General features: G+C 68.0%; 9 protein-coding genes. 4 read left to right on the top strand and 5 right to left on the bottom strand.

Annotated elements, in window-relative coordinates; all coding sequences use genetic code 11:
- Positions 1–2 precede the first annotated feature (2 nt).
- The 4 genes from cpaB to IP91_RS19440 all read right to left on the bottom strand — a co-directional run bounded on the left by cpaB (position 3) and on the right by IP91_RS19440 (position 3,145).
- On the bottom strand, positions 3–863 hold the full coding sequence (gene cpaB / locus IP91_RS19455) for a Flp pilus assembly protein CpaB (RefSeq protein WP_145650807.1): 861 nt from the start codon (positions 861–863) through the stop codon (positions 3–5).
- Positions 860–2,248, bottom strand: a complete 1,389-nt coding sequence (locus tag IP91_RS19450; protein ID WP_229474686.1) for a DUF8689 domain-containing protein — start codon at positions 2,246–2,248, stop codon at positions 860–862. The genes cpaB and IP91_RS19450 overlap by 4 nt, the downstream gene beginning before the upstream one ends.
- 87 nt (positions 2,249–2,335) lie before the next feature.
- Positions 2,336–2,872 (bottom strand): A24 family peptidase, encoded by a 537-nt coding sequence (locus IP91_RS19445; RefSeq protein ID WP_145650802.1) that lies wholly within the window; start codon positions 2,870–2,872, stop codon positions 2,336–2,338.
- A 60-nt stretch (positions 2,873–2,932) separates the two neighbouring features.
- Positions 2,933–3,145, bottom strand: a complete 213-nt coding sequence (locus IP91_RS19440) for a Flp family type IVb pilin (RefSeq protein ID WP_145650800.1) — start codon at positions 3,143–3,145, stop codon at positions 2,933–2,935.
- Positions 3,146–3,464: 319 nt separating this feature from the next.
- Here IP91_RS19440 and IP91_RS19435 point away from each other — a divergent pair, with 319 nt between their 5' ends.
- Positions 3,465–4,514, top strand: a complete 1,050-nt coding sequence (locus IP91_RS19435) for a GGDEF domain-containing protein (RefSeq protein ID WP_145650797.1) — start codon at positions 3,465–3,467, stop codon at positions 4,512–4,514.
- A gap of 13 nt (positions 4,515–4,527) precedes the next feature.
- Here the strand turns inward: IP91_RS19435 and IP91_RS19430 are convergent, their stop codons facing one another.
- On the bottom strand, positions 4,528–5,745 hold the full coding sequence (locus IP91_RS19430) for an HD-GYP domain-containing protein (protein WP_145650795.1): 1,218 nt from the start codon (positions 5,743–5,745) through the stop codon (positions 4,528–4,530).
- Positions 5,746–5,825: 80 nt separating this feature from the next.
- On the opposite strand from IP91_RS19430, the gene IP91_RS19425 reads away from it, so the two are divergent.
- From IP91_RS19425 to icmF, 3 genes are all read left to right on the top strand, one after another.
- A complete protein-coding gene (locus IP91_RS19425; RefSeq protein ID WP_145650788.1) occupies positions 5,826–6,761 on the top strand; it encodes a LysR substrate-binding domain-containing protein in 936 nt (311 codons plus the stop codon).
- A gap of 162 nt (positions 6,762–6,923) precedes the next feature.
- Complete coding sequence (locus IP91_RS19420) at positions 6,924–10,457, top strand: indolepyruvate ferredoxin oxidoreductase family protein (RefSeq protein ID WP_145650778.1); 3,534 nt, start codon at positions 6,924–6,926, stop codon at positions 10,455–10,457.
- Positions 10,458–10,522: 65 nt separating this feature from the next.
- Positions 10,523–13,843: a fused isobutyryl-CoA mutase/GTPase IcmF gene (icmF, locus tag IP91_RS19415; RefSeq protein WP_145650771.1), complete on the top strand. Its 3,321-nt coding sequence runs from the start codon at positions 10,523–10,525 to the stop codon at positions 13,841–13,843.
- Positions 13,844–13,952 lie beyond the last annotated feature (109 nt).

The following is a 13,952-nucleotide window of genomic DNA, read 5'->3' as shown; positions in this document are numbered from 1 at the left end:
CCTCACAGGCATTCCTGGCGGCTTTTCAGGCCGTCGATGGCGCCGATGCAGTGGCGCGGTTCGGAGCGCATCACGGCAGGCCGTGGCGGGCGGGCGGCGGCGGGCGGCGCGGGCAGCAGCACGGCCGCCGCGGGCAGGGCCGCCATCACGGGCTCGGCCAGCCCCAGCAGGCTGTGCTTCGTCGCGCCGGCCGTCGTGCCGGGCGTGGGATCGACCTGGTTGCGCAGCACCAGCGACAGGCTGCCGACGCTGCGCGCCAGGTCCAGCTGCTCGGCCTGCGCCGGCGTGACCTCCAGCGTGACGGCGTTCACCACGCGCGGCTTGGTGTCGTCGCGGCTCACTTCCTGCGCCACGGCCAGCACGAGGATGCGCTCCAGCACGATCTTCGAGATGGCCTGCTCGCCCCGGCTGGCCTGCGCGGCCTCGGACTGGGTACTGACCAGGATGTCGACGAAATTGCCCGGCAGCGCGAAGCCCGCCACGCCGACCACATCGTTGACGCGCACCGTGATGGCACGCTTGCCTTCGCTGATCAGCGCGGACAGGCCGCCCAGCGTACCGGCCGGCGCCAGCTTTGCTTCCGTCAGCGGTTCGCCGCGCAGCACGCTCGTCTTGAGCACGCGCCCGGACAGCACCAGCGGATCGCGCAGTGCGCCGGCGGGCAGGCTGCCGGCCGGCCATTCGGCCAGCTTGAGCATCTCCGGGGCCAGCCGCTGGCCCAGGCTCACGTCGGCCGTGGCCACCACGATGCGGGCTGCGTTGGCGGGGGTCTGGCCCAGCAGCCAGCGCGAGGCCAGCGCGACGGCGGCCAGGCCCAGCACGATGGCCAGTGCCATCATTGAATAAGCGCGGCGGTTCTTCATCCGATCCTCGCGTACAGGGTGACGGCTGCGTCGTCTTCCGTGTCGGCGTCGGCCAGGGGTACGTCGGTGGCGAACATGCTGGCCCAGGCCTGGTCGAGCGCCGCCGCCGACAGCACGGGATGGCGGCCCTCGAACGCGGCAAAGTCGGCGATGCGCGCCAGGATGTCGTGCGGGAAGCCGGCCAGCAGCGGCTGGCCGCTGTCGCCGTGCAGCGCGTCGACGAGGTAGTCCAGCGCCGCTTCGTCCGGCTCGATGCCGCAGCCGCGGCACTGCTGGCGGAACAGGGCGCGGTAGGCGGCGGCGCCGATCGGGCCCACGTGCACCTTGTAGCCGAGGCGGCGCAGTGAGGACGGATCGAGCAGCACCGCCGGGTCCAGGTTGGTGACGAAGATCATCCGCGCGTCGCACGGGACCGCGAACGTGTGGCCGCCCTGCAGCGCCAGCTGTTCGCTGCCCGTGTCGAGGGGCTGCGTGAGGCGGTTCAGCAGCGCGGCCGCGCCGATGCGCTGGCGGCCCAGGTCGTCGACGATGACGAGGCCGCCGGCCGCCTTCACGTGGGCCGGTGCGTGGTAGCAGCCGGCGAAGGCGTCGAGGCGCAGGTCCAGCATGTCGGCCGCCAGGTCGGCGCCCAGGTGCAGCACGGGGCGGCGGCACAGCGTCCAGCGCGTATCGCTGCTGCGGCGCTCGCCCACGGCACGCGCATGGGACAGGGCAGCCGGCAGGGCGGGTGGCGGCTGGTGGAGGGCCGCGTCGAAGACCTGCATGATTTCCTGGCCAACCAGCACCGCGTGCGGCACGGCCACGCAGCCCTGCAGGAGGCGGCCCAGGCGGCGCGCCAGGTGGGTCTTGCCGCTGCCGGACGGGCCGTGCAGCAGCAGGGGGCGGTGCGCATGCAGCGCGGCGCCGGCCAGCCGCCGCACCGTCGCGGGCAGGCAGTCGCCGGCGAATTCGGCCGCCACGTCGTCCGCCATCACGGACGGCAGGCGGGCGGCCTGGCGCTGCAGCAGCGCCCGGTAGGTCTCGAGCGGTACCGGAGCCGGGCCGGCATACGGACTGCGTTCCAGCCATGCCACGGCGCGCTGGCGGCCCGTGCCGGTGAGCTGGTACTGCACGTCGATGTCCGATTCGCCGCGCCAGGCCACTTCGGCCAGCCCTTCGGCCACCATGAAGTCGAGCACCTCGCGCAGCACGTTGATCGAGAGGCGCAGCCGGGTGGTGAGAACGGGCAGGTGCGTCCGGCCGGCGCCGAACAGATGCTTGGCCGCCAGTTCCGCCAGCAGGCCCAGGTCCAGGCCCGTGTCGCGCACCGTCTTCGGCTGCGTGGGCAGGTCCGGCAGGCCTTCCGTGCGTTCGCTGTCGGGTACCGCAGTGTGCAGGTCCATCATCGCCGTTCCTCCCTGTTGAGGAAGTTGATTCTAGCCATCGTTTCCAGGTGGATATTGACTACCAGCAAAACGCCGTGGCGCGGCGAGCTAGCGTGACTGGAGCACCACGGCGACCGTGCCGAGCGCGATCGCCACGCCATACGGAATGCCGCCGGCACTCGCTGCGCGGGGCAGACGGACGGGCTGGACGGGCACGCCGGCAAGCCGCCACAGCAGCGGTGCCAGCAGCAACTTCAGGTTGCGCAGCAGGAGGCGCCAGCGGCCGTTCAGCGCCAGCATCGCCAGCGCCAGCGCGCCGCCGAACAGGCACGTCAGCAGCGCGATCTGCACGGCCGGCACGGGGCCGGTGAAGGCGCCCACCATCGCCATCAGCTTCACGTCGCCGGCGGCCATGCCGCGCAGCACGTACAAGGGAAGGAACAGGAAGAAGCCGGTGGCCAGGCCCGCCAGCCAAGTGCCGGCGAGGCTGTCGGCAATGGTCGCGGGGGCGGCGAGCATGTGCAGCCCGACGGCCACGATCAGGCCGGACAGGACCAGTACATTGGGAATCCGGCGCAGCGCGATATCGGTCAGCGCGGCCTGCACGACCAGCCACAGCAGCATGAATTGAATGGCCGGGTTCATCTGGTACTCCTGGCGGAATCGGTCCGGGAACCCGCCGGCAATGCCGGCGGGAAATGCCGATCAGCTGCCCCCGGGGGTGGGAGTGCCGCCGTTCAGCGCGTTGGTGATCTTGGTGCCGATCGTCGTGAAAGCACCGCTGATGATGTTGCCCAGTCCACCGAAAGCGCCGATGATGACGCCCGCGATCACGGCCGCGATCAGGCCATACTCGATCGCGGTAATCCCTTCTTCATCCCGGGCGAATTCCCGGGCTGCGACAATTAACGATTGCATGGTTACCTCCTGTGAAGATGCGTTGGAACCTCCTCTGGCCAGTGCCATTGGGACCACTATAGTTTTTATGCCTGTAGGCAACATTGACCGCTCACAAGCTTTCTTCGAGGAACCAAAAAATTGTGAAATCCGGCACGCATGGCGTCCGTTCGGCCACGACACGGACAGTCGACGGAAAATGGTGTCGTTTTTAGGAATATTCTTCACAGTCAATTGCTTACAATGCAAAAAGGATTTATCCTGATCAGCTGTCTCTGGGAAAGGCCTGGTGCTTCACGTCACTGCGAGCCTTGTTGTTCGGAAACAAACGCGGAAGAGAATGGATTCCCTACTGAAACACATGGTGGACATGACCGGCCATCGCGATCACACGATGCTGGACATCTCCGTGATCTCGGCCGTGCAGGAGCTCGCCTGTGCCAGCCTGGCCCGCGTGCTGACCCTCGCCAGCGTGCGCGGCCAGCTGTACGTGCGGCCGCGGGCAGTCGTCGTGGCCGGCCAGCCGGCCCGCATGGAAGAAAATCCCGATCCGTCCAGCCCCGGCGAGCCCATCGCGAACATTCCGGCGCTGGCCGGCTGCATCGCCCGCCATGAAGCCTTCGTCGACCAGGTGGATGCAACAGGGAACCACACGCTGTGGCTGCCGATCTGGCTGGGCGACAAGGCCGACACCTGCCTGGAGATCGTCAATCCGACGCCCTACACCTCGGACACCATCCACATCATCGGCGGCGTCCTCAGCGTGTACCGCAATTTCCAGAACCTGCTGGACTACAGCGAGCGCGACTCGCTGACGGGCCTGCTCAACCGCAAGACCTTCGACGACCAGCTGGCCAAGATGCTGCTGGCCTCCGGCGCCGAGCAGGATTCGCTGACCCTGCCGCCCGGCGAGCAGGAGCGCCGCCAGCACTGCCAGGAAGAAAAGCAGTGGCTGGCCGTGATCGACGTGGACCACTTCAAGCACGTCAACGACCGCTTCGGCCACCTGTACGGCGACGAGGTGCTGATCCTGATCGCCAACCTGCTGACCTCGTCGTTCCGGGCCCAGGACCGCGTGTTCCGCTTCGGCGGCGAGGAATTCGTGGTGCTGCTGCGTTCGTCCACGCTGGACAACGCCAAGAAGATCATCGAGCGCTTCCGCCTGAACGTGGAGCAGCACGACTTCCCGCAGGTGGGCAAGGTGACGGTGAGCGTGGGCTTCGTGGCGATCAGCGCCTACGAGGCGCCGGTGGTGATCCTGGGCCGCGCCGACCAGGCGCTGTACTACGCCAAGAGCCATGGCCGCAACATGGCATGCCATTACGACGAGCTGGTCAGCGGCGGCCTGCTGCAGACCGTCGAATCGAACGATACCGCCGAATTCTTCTAGACCGGGCGGCGGTTCAGGCCAGCGCCAGGAAACGCATCGGATCGACGTTCCACTGCGCCGGGTTTTCGTGGCTGGTGATGCGGTCCGCGCCGCCGAAGCCCAGGCCGCGCGCCAGGTCCACCATTTCAGGACGGATGTAGACGTTCTTCCGCGCATGGAAGAACACGTTCACCTTGGGCGCCAGCAGGTTCGTCTCGTGCGGTTCGACGACGACGGCGAGCCGCCCCGATTCCAGCATCACCAGGCTGCCCACCGGGTAGATGCCCACGCAGCGCATGAATTCCTGCACCAGCTGCGGGTTGAAGTGGTGCCGGCTCCAGTCATGGATTTTGCGCAGCGCGGCCGCCGCGGGGATGCCCTTGTGGTACGGCCGGTCGGCCGTGATGGCGTCGTACACGTCGACGATCGCGGCCATCTGCGCCAGCTCGCTGATGGTGTCGCCGGCCAGCCGGTCCGGGTAGCCGGAGCCGTCGCGGCGCTCGTGGTGGTGGCGCGTGATGTCGAGGGCGATGCCGCCCACGTCCGGCGAACGGCGCAGGATGTTCCAGCCGTCTTCCGGGTGGCGCTGCACGATGGCGAATTCCTCCGGCGTGAGGGGACCGGGCTTGTTCAGGATCGCGTCGGGCACCAGCGCCTTGCCCGTGTCGTGCAGGAGCGCGCCCAGGCCCGCCTCGCGCACCGTGTCGGCATCCATGCCGCGCGACTGGCAGAACGCCACCAGCAGCGCGCACACGCTGACGGAATGCAGGAAGGTGTAGTCGTCCTTGTTCTTGATGCGCAGCAGCCCGGTCAGCGCGCCGGGATTGCGCAGGATGGATTCCGTGACGTTCTGCACCACAGGCCGCACCTGGCCCACCTCGATCGCCCTGCCCAGCCGCGCATCGGCCATCACGCTCTTGACCAGTTCGGAGGCCTGGCGGCGGATGCGCGTGGCGCGCTGCAGCTCCTCGCCCAGCGACACCCGCGCCGGCCGCACCGGTACCGCGGCAATCTGCTGCACCTCGGCCTCCACGGCAGCGCCGGCCTCCGCCACCGTCGGCGCCTCGATGTCCCGGCCGCGCGCCGTGTCGATCACGACATCGCGGATGCCGGCCGCCAGGATCTTGCGGATCTCGTTCTGGTTCGCCAGCAGGAAGCGGTTGCGCAGGAACGGATGCGTCAGCCAGTCGCAGGACATGTCATGAATGTACATGCCCGGCTGAAGCTGCGATGATTCGACTTTCTTGAGCATCGTGGTAGCTGGTGAACGGTAGGTTACAAAAGTATAGCAAGAGTTTTACCCCAGAGAACCAAATATAACTTTCCGACAACATGGAACTCCGCCAGCTGCGCTACTTTGTTGCAATCGTGGATCACGGCTCGCTGTCCCGCGCCGCCCTGGTCCTGCATGTGGCGCAGCCCGCCCTCACGCAGCAGCTGCGCCAGCTGGAGGAAGACCTGGGTGCCCAGCTGCTGCACCGCACGGCGCAGGGCGTGCACAGCACCGATGCGGGCAAGGTGTTCTACGAGCATGCGCAGGCCATCCTGAAACAGGTGGCCGATGCCCGCTCCGCCGTCACGCAGTCGGCCCGGCCGGCCGGCAATGTCACGCTCGGCCTGCCGCACAGTATTTCCGGCGCACTGGCCCTGCCCCTGCTGACGGCGGCGCGCGCCCACTATCCCGACATCACGCTGCAGCTGACGGAGGAACTGACCGGCAACCTGACCGAGCAGCTGAAATCGGGCCGCGTCAACCTGGCCGTGCTGTTCGATGACGGCCAGCTCACCCCCTTCGCCACCACGCCGCTGGCGGACGAGGCGCTGCGCTTCATCTGCCGCACGGATGCGCCCTGGTTCGCCGGCCGCGCCGCGGTCACGCTGGCCGAGGCGCTGGGCGCGACGCTGATCCTGCCCGGCCTGCAGCATGGCGTGCGGCCCCGCATCGAGGCGGTGGCGCGCGCGGCGGGGCTGGCCACGGCGAACGTCATCGAGATCAATTCCATCACCATCCTGAAGTCGGCGCTGCTGGCGGACCTGGGCGCGACGATCCTGCCCGTGGCGCCCGTGCTGGCGGAGATCCAGCGGGGCCAGATGCGCTGGCTGGACATCCACTCGCCCGCCATCGCCCGCTCGGTGGTGCTGTGCGCCTCCCGCACGCTGCCGCCCACCATCGCCGTCACGGCCATCAGCAAGCTGGCCGTCGACGTGGCGCGCGAACTGTGCGACGGCGGCGCGTGGCCGGGGGCGATGGCCGTCGGCCAGCCATAGTTTTTCCTTATACCCCCATCGGCGATCCGTATTTCCGCCGCCGGCAGGCGGCGCGTAGACTGGCCCACAGACCGCACACAAGCGGCTTTGCCCCACCCGGCAGGCTCCCATCCGGAGCACCAAGGCGCGGGCACGACCAGAAAACGATTTTGGAGACACGCCATGCCCGATTCCTCGGCTGCCACACCGGCGCTGGGCGCACCTGCCCAGCCGGAAGGCCCTCTCGCCACCGTCAGCCTCGACGACAAGTACACTGCCACCTCCGGCAAGATTTTTCTCTCCGGGATCCAGGCGCTGGTGCGGCTGCCGCTGATGCAGAAGCTGCGCGACACGGCCAACGGCCTGCACACGGCCGGCTTCATCTCCGGCTACCGGGGCTCGCCGCTGGGCGGCCTGGACGAAACGCTGTGGTCTGCAAAGCATCATCTGCAGGCGCGCGACGTGCAGTTCGTGCCCGGTGTGAACGAGGAACTGGCGGCCACCGCCGTGTGGGGCTCGCAGACGGTCGACCTGATCGGCCCGGCGAAATACGATGGCGTGTTCGCCCTGTGGTACGGCAAGGGCCCCGGCGTGGACCGCTGCGGCGATGTGTTCAAGCACATGAACCATGCCGGCACGGCGAAACATGGCGGCGTGCTGCTGGTGGCGGGCGACGACCATGGCGCGTATTCGTCGACATTACCGCACCAGTCCGACCACATCTTCTCGGCCTGCATGATCCCCGTGCTGTACCCGTGCAATGTGCAGGAATACCTGGACCTGGGCGTGCATGGCTGGGCGATGTCGCGCTTTTCCGGCTGCGCCGTGGCGTTCAAGGCGCTGGCCGATACGGTGGAATCGTCCGCTTCCGTCGATGCCGATCCGTTCCGCGTGCAGGTGCGGTTGCCGCGCGACTTCCACATGCCCGAAGGCGGCCTGAATGCGCAGCTGTCGAACGTGCCGCTGGGCCGGCAGGCGCGCAACCAGGAAGCGCTGATGCAGGACTACAAGATCTATGCGGCCCTGGCCTATGCGCGTGAAAACCGGCTGAACCACACCACCATCGACAACCCCGATGCAAAGCTGGGCATCATCGCCTCCGGCAAATCCTACCTGGACGTGCTGGAAGCGCTGGAGGAGCTGGGCATCGACGAAGCGATGGCCGCCAAGGTCGGGCTGCGGCTGTTCAAGGTGGCGATGCCATGGCCGCTGGAGCCGGATTCGGTGCGCGAATTCGCGCAAGGGCTGGACGAGATCCTGGTGGTCGAGGAAAAGCGCCAGTTCGTCGAATACCAGCTGAAGGAACAGCTGTACAACTGGCGCGACGACGTGCGTCCCCGCGTGATCGGCAAGTTCGACGACAAGGGCGAATGGGTGGCGCCGCGCGGCGAATGGCTGCTGCCGCCGAAGGCCGACTTCTCCGTGTCGCAGGTAGCGCGCGTGATCGCCTCGCGCGTGGCCCGCTACGTGGACGATGCGCCTATCCAGGACCAGATCCGCGCCCGCCTGGCCTTCCTCGATGCCAAGGACGCCGTGCTGCAGAAGGCCATCGGCACGCCGTTCCGCCCCGCCTTCTACTGCTCCGGCTGCCCGCACAACACGTCCACCAAGGTCCCGGACGGCAGCTTCGCGCTGGCCGGCATCGGCTGCCACGTGATGGCCACGTCGATCTACCCGGAGATGAACAAGCTCACCACCCACATGGGCGGCGAAGGCGCGCCGTGGATCGGCCAGGCCGCGTTCTCGAAGGTGCCGCACGTGTTCCAGAACCTGGGCGACGGCACCTATTTCCACTCCGGCTACCTGGCCATCCGCGCGGCCGTGGCGGCCAGGGTGAACATCACGTACAAGATCCTGTACAACGACGCCGTGGCCATGACGGGCGGCCAGCCGGTGGACGGCACCGTGTCCGTGCCGATGATCGCGCAGCAGATGGCCGCCGAGGGCATCGGCCGCATCGCCATCGTCACGGAAGACCTGGCACGCTATGCGGACCGCTCCGCCCTGCCCGCCATCGTGTCGCTGCACGACCGCAAGGAGATGGATGCAGTACAGCGCGAGCTGCGCGACCTGCCCGGCTGCACGGTGCTGATCTACGACCAGACCTGCGCGGCCGAGAAGCGCCGACGCCGGAAAAGGAAAGAGCTGGTGGATCCCGCCAGGCGGATGGTCATCAACGACGCCGTCTGCGAAGGCTGCGGCGACTGCGGCGTGCAGTCGAACTGCGTGTCGATCCTGCCGAAGGAAACGCCGCTGGGCCGCAAGCGCACCATCGACCAGTCCAGCTGCAACAAGGACTATTCGTGCGTGAAAGGCTTCTGCCCCAGCTTCGTCACGGTGGAGGGCGGCACGCTGAAGAAATCGAAGGCCGGGCAGGCAGCGACCGATGACTGGGGCCCGCTGCCGCAGCCGCAGCTGCCGGACTGCACGCAGCCGTACAACATCCTCATCAACGGCATCGGCGGCACGGGCGTGATCACCGTCGGCGCGCTGATGGGCATGGCCGCGCACCTTGAGGGCAAGGGCGCCTCGGTGCTGGACATGACGGGCATGTCGCAGAAGAACGGCTCCGTCACCTCGCACGTGAAGATCGCCCGCTCGCCGGCCCACCTGCGCGCCCAGCGCATCGCCACCGGCGAGGCCGACCTGGTGCTGGGCTGCGACATGCTCACGGCCGGCGCGGCCGATGCCGTGGCCAAGATGCGCCCCGGCCGCACGCTGGCCGTCGTCAACCTGCACGAGCAGCCGCCCGGCACGTTCGCGCAGGACGCCGACTGGGAATACCCGGCCGGCGACGTGCGCGCGCTGATCGCCGAATCCGTGGGCGGTGCCGATGCGGCCGACTTCATCGACGCGACGAAACTGGCCACCGCGCTGATGGGCGACTCGATCGCCGCCAACCTGTTCATGCTGGGCTATGCGTGGCAGCGGGGCCGCATCCCCCTGTCCGAAGGGGCGCTGCTGCGCGCCATCGAGATGAACGGCATCGCCGCCGCCGCCAACCAGAAAAGCTTCCTGTGGGGCCGGCGCGCCGCCGTCGACCTGGCGCGCGTGCAGAAGACCGCCACGCCCGCGCAGCCCGTCGTGCTGCAGATGCCGGAACGGTTCGACGCCGTCGTCGCCCGGCGCGTGGCGCTGCTGACGGAGTACCAGGATGCTGCCTACGCCGCGCGCTACCGCCAGGTGGTGGAGCAGGTGCACGAGCGCGAGACGGCATTGGGCTTGCCACATCAACTGTCCCTCGCCGTGGCGAAATCGCTCGCCAAGCTGATGGCCTACAAGGATGAATACGAAGTGGCGCGGCTGTACACGGATGGCCGCTTCCTGGCCCGGCTGCAGGAACAGTTCGACGGCGACGTCACGCTCAAGCTCAACCTGGCGCCGCCGCTGTTCGCGAAGAAGGATGCGCACGGCCATCCCGTGAAGTCGGAATACGGCCAATGGACCTGGGCCGCCTTCCGCGTGCTGGCGAAACTGAAAGGCCTGCGCGGCGGCCCGCTGGACGTGTTCGGCCGCACCGCCGAGCGGCGCATGGAGCGCGCGCTGATCGCCGAATACCGGCAGACGGTCGCCGACCTGCTCGCCGGCCTCACGCCGGACAACTACGAACGCGCCGTGCAGCTGGCCGCGCTGCCGGAAAAGATCCGCGGCTTCGGCCACGTGAAGGCACGGGCCGTAACCGCCTACCACGCCGACCGCGCCCGCTTACTTGCCTGAAAAATGGGGACAGACCCCATTTTTCAGGCAACTTTTCCAGGCAAAAAAATATCAAGAGAGACACCATGAACGACCTGACCTCCGCCACGAATCTTGCCCCCGCCCTCGCCGCAGCGCAGCCAGCACAGCCCCCACGCCCCGCCAACCGCGTGCGCTTCGTCACCGCCGCCTCGCTGTTCGACGGCCACGACGCCTCCATTAACATCATGCGCCGCATCCTGCAGTCGCAGGGCGTGGAAGTGGTGCACCTGGGGCACAACCGCTCCGTCGACGAAGTGGTGACGGCCGCGCTGGCCGAAGACGTGCAGGGCATCGCCATCTCCAGCTACCAGGGCGGCCACGTGGAGTACTTCAAGTACGTGATCGACCTGCTGCGCCAGCGGGGCGGCGCGCACATCAAGGTGTTCGGCGGCGGCGGCGGCGTGATCGTGCCGGCCGAGATCGCGGCGCTGCACGACTATGGCGTGACGCGCATCTTCAGCCCGGAGGATGGCCAGCGCATGGGCCTCGCTGGCATGATCGAATGGATGGTGGCGCAGTGCGACGTGGACCTGTCGCCGTATGCGCCCACCTCGCTCGAACCCCTGCGCGCGGGCGACATCGCCGCGCGGCACCGCCCCCTGGCGCAGCTGGTGACGGCGCTGGAAAACGACCGCGTGGCGCCCGAGCTGCGCCGCGCGCTGCTCGATGCCGCCGCAGCGACCACCGTGCCGGTCCTCGGCATCACGGGCACGGGCGGCGCGGGCAAGTCGTCGCTGACGGATGAACTGATCCGCCGCCTGCGCCTCGACCAGGACGACGCGCTGCACATCGCCGTGATCTCGATCGATCCGTCGCGCCGCAAGTCCGGTGGCGCGCTGCTGGGCGACCGCATCCGCATGAACGCCATCAATCCCTGGCACAAGGATGGCATACCGCAGAGCCGTGTCTTCATGCGTTCGCTGGCCACGCGCGAGGCGGGCTCAGAGATCTCCCAGGCGCTGCCGGACGTGATCGCCGCCTGCCGGGTGGCCGGCTTCGACCTGGTGATCGTCGAGACGTCCGGCATCGGCCAGGGTGATGCCGCCATCGTGCCGCACGTCGATGTGTCGATGTACGTGATGACGCCGGAATTCGGCGCCGCCTCGCAGCTGGAAAAGATCGACATGCTCGATTTCGCCGATCTCGTCGCCATCAACAAGTTCGACCGCAAGGGCGCCCAGGATGCGCTGCGCGACGTGGCCAAGCAGTACCAGCGCAACCGCGAGCTGTGGACCAGCAGCCCCGACGAGATGCCCGTCTACGGCACGCAGGCCTCCCGCTTCAACGACGATGGCGTGACGGCGCTGTACCACGGCCTGCTGCCGCGGCTGGCGGTGCACGGCCTGCGCACGCAGCCGGGCCGCCTGGCCCCCGTGACGATCCGCGCCAGCTCCGGCCGCAACGTGATCGTGCCGCCGGCGCGGGCCCGCTACCTCGCCGAGATCGCCGACACGGTGCGCGGCTACCATGGCCGCGTGCGCAGGCAGGCCACGCTGGCGCGCGAACGCCAGCAGCTGCAGGCCGCGCAGCGCATGCTGGTCGCCGCCGGACGGGAGGCCGGCTTCGACGACATCATCGCCGCGCGCGAGGGTGCGCTGGATGCCGAAGCGAAGCACCTGCTGGCCACCTGGCCGGCCACCCAGGCCGCGTATGGCGTCGACGAATTCGTGACGCGCATCCGCGACCGCGAGATCCGCACGAACCTGATCCACGAAACGCTGTCCGGCACGAAGATCCGCAAGGTGGCGCTGCCGAAGTTCGAGGATCACGGCGAGCTGCTGCGCTGGCTGATGCTGGAAAATGTGCCGGGCGCCTTTCCCTACACGGCCGGCGTGTTCCCGTTCAAGCGCGAAGGCGAGGATCCCACGCGCATGTTTGCCGGCGAAGGCGATGCGTTCCGCACCAACCGCCGCTTCAAGCTGGTCTCCGCTGGCCTGGATGCGAAACGGCTGTCGACGGCGTTCGACTCCGTCACGCTGTACGGCGCCGACCCGGCGCTGCGGCCGGACATCTACGGCAAGGTGGGCAACTCGGGCGTGTCGATCGCCACGCTGGACGACATGGGGGTGCTGTACGACGGCTTCGACCTGTGCGATCCGTCGACGTCCGTGTCGATGACGATCAACGGCCCGGCGCCGACCATTCTGGCGATGTTCATGAACACGGCGATCGATCAGCGCCTGGCGCGCTTCGTCGCCGAACAGGGCCGCGAGCCGACGGCGGCGGAGGCCAGCGAGATCCGCGCCTGGGTGCTGCAGAACGTGCGCGGCACCGTGCAGGCCGACATCCTGAAGGAAGACCAGGGCCAGAACACCTGCATCTTCAGCACGGAGTTCTCGCTGAAGGTGATGGGCGACATCCAGGAATACTTCGTGCAGAACGGGGTGCGCAATTTCTACTCCGTGTCCATCTCCGGCTACCACATCGCCGAGGCGGGCGCAAACCCCGTCTCGCAGCTCGCGTTCACGCTGGCCAACGGCTTCACCTTCGTCGAAGCGTACCTGGCGCGCGGCATGCACATCGACGATTTCGCGCCGAACCTGTCGTTCTTCTTCTCGAACGGCATGGACCCTGAATACACGGTGCTGGGCCGGGTGGCGCGCCGCATCTGGGCCGTGACGATGCGCGACAAGTACGGCGCCAGCGAACGTAGCCAGAAGCTGAAGTACCACGTGCAGACCTCCGGCCGCTCGCTGCACGCGCAGGAGATCGACTTCAACGACATCCGCACCACGCTGCAGGCGCTGATCGCCATCTACGACAACTGCAATTCGCTGCACACCAATGCCTACGACGAGGCGATCACCACGCCCACCGACGAATCCGTGCGGCGCGCGCTGGCGATCCAGATGATCATCAACCGCGAATGGGGCCTGGCGAAGAACGAGAACCCGAACCAGGGCGCCTTCATCGTCGAAGAGCTGACGGACCTGCTGGAGGAAGCCGTGCTGCAGGAGTTCGAGCGCATCGCCGAACGGGGCGGCGTGCTGGGCGCGATGGAGACGGGGTACCAGCGGGGCCGCATCCAGGAGGAATCGCTGCTGTACGAGCACCGCAAGCACGACGGCTCGCTGCCGATCGTGGGCGTGAACACCTTCCGCAATCCGAAGGGTGCCGGCGCGCCGCAGACGATCGAACTGGCCCGCTCGACGGACGACGAGAAGCAGTCGCAGCTCACGCGCCTGGCCGACTTCCACACCCGTCATGCGGACGCGGCACCGGCTGCGCTGGCGGCCCTGCGCCAGGCCGCGATCGACGGCGGCAATGTGTTCGCCCAGCTGATGGATGCGGTGCGCGTGTGCTCGCTAGGCCAGGTGACGGAAGCGCTGTTCGAGGTGGGCGGACAATACCGGCGCAATATGTAGAAACCCTGTCAGACAAAGCCGGGAGAAACCTACAGACTTCTCCCCGGCCGTATTGATCGGGCACAAAGGTGACTTCACACCCGTCCAGGGCCGGCCTGCTGGCTCTGCT

Origin of the sequence: Pseudoduganella lurida (genome assembly GCF_007830455.1) — a bacterium.
Taxonomy (GTDB): domain Bacteria; phylum Pseudomonadota; class Gammaproteobacteria; order Burkholderiales; family Burkholderiaceae_D; genus Rugamonas; species Rugamonas lurida.
This window is presented reverse-complemented; position numbering and strand designations above follow the sequence as displayed.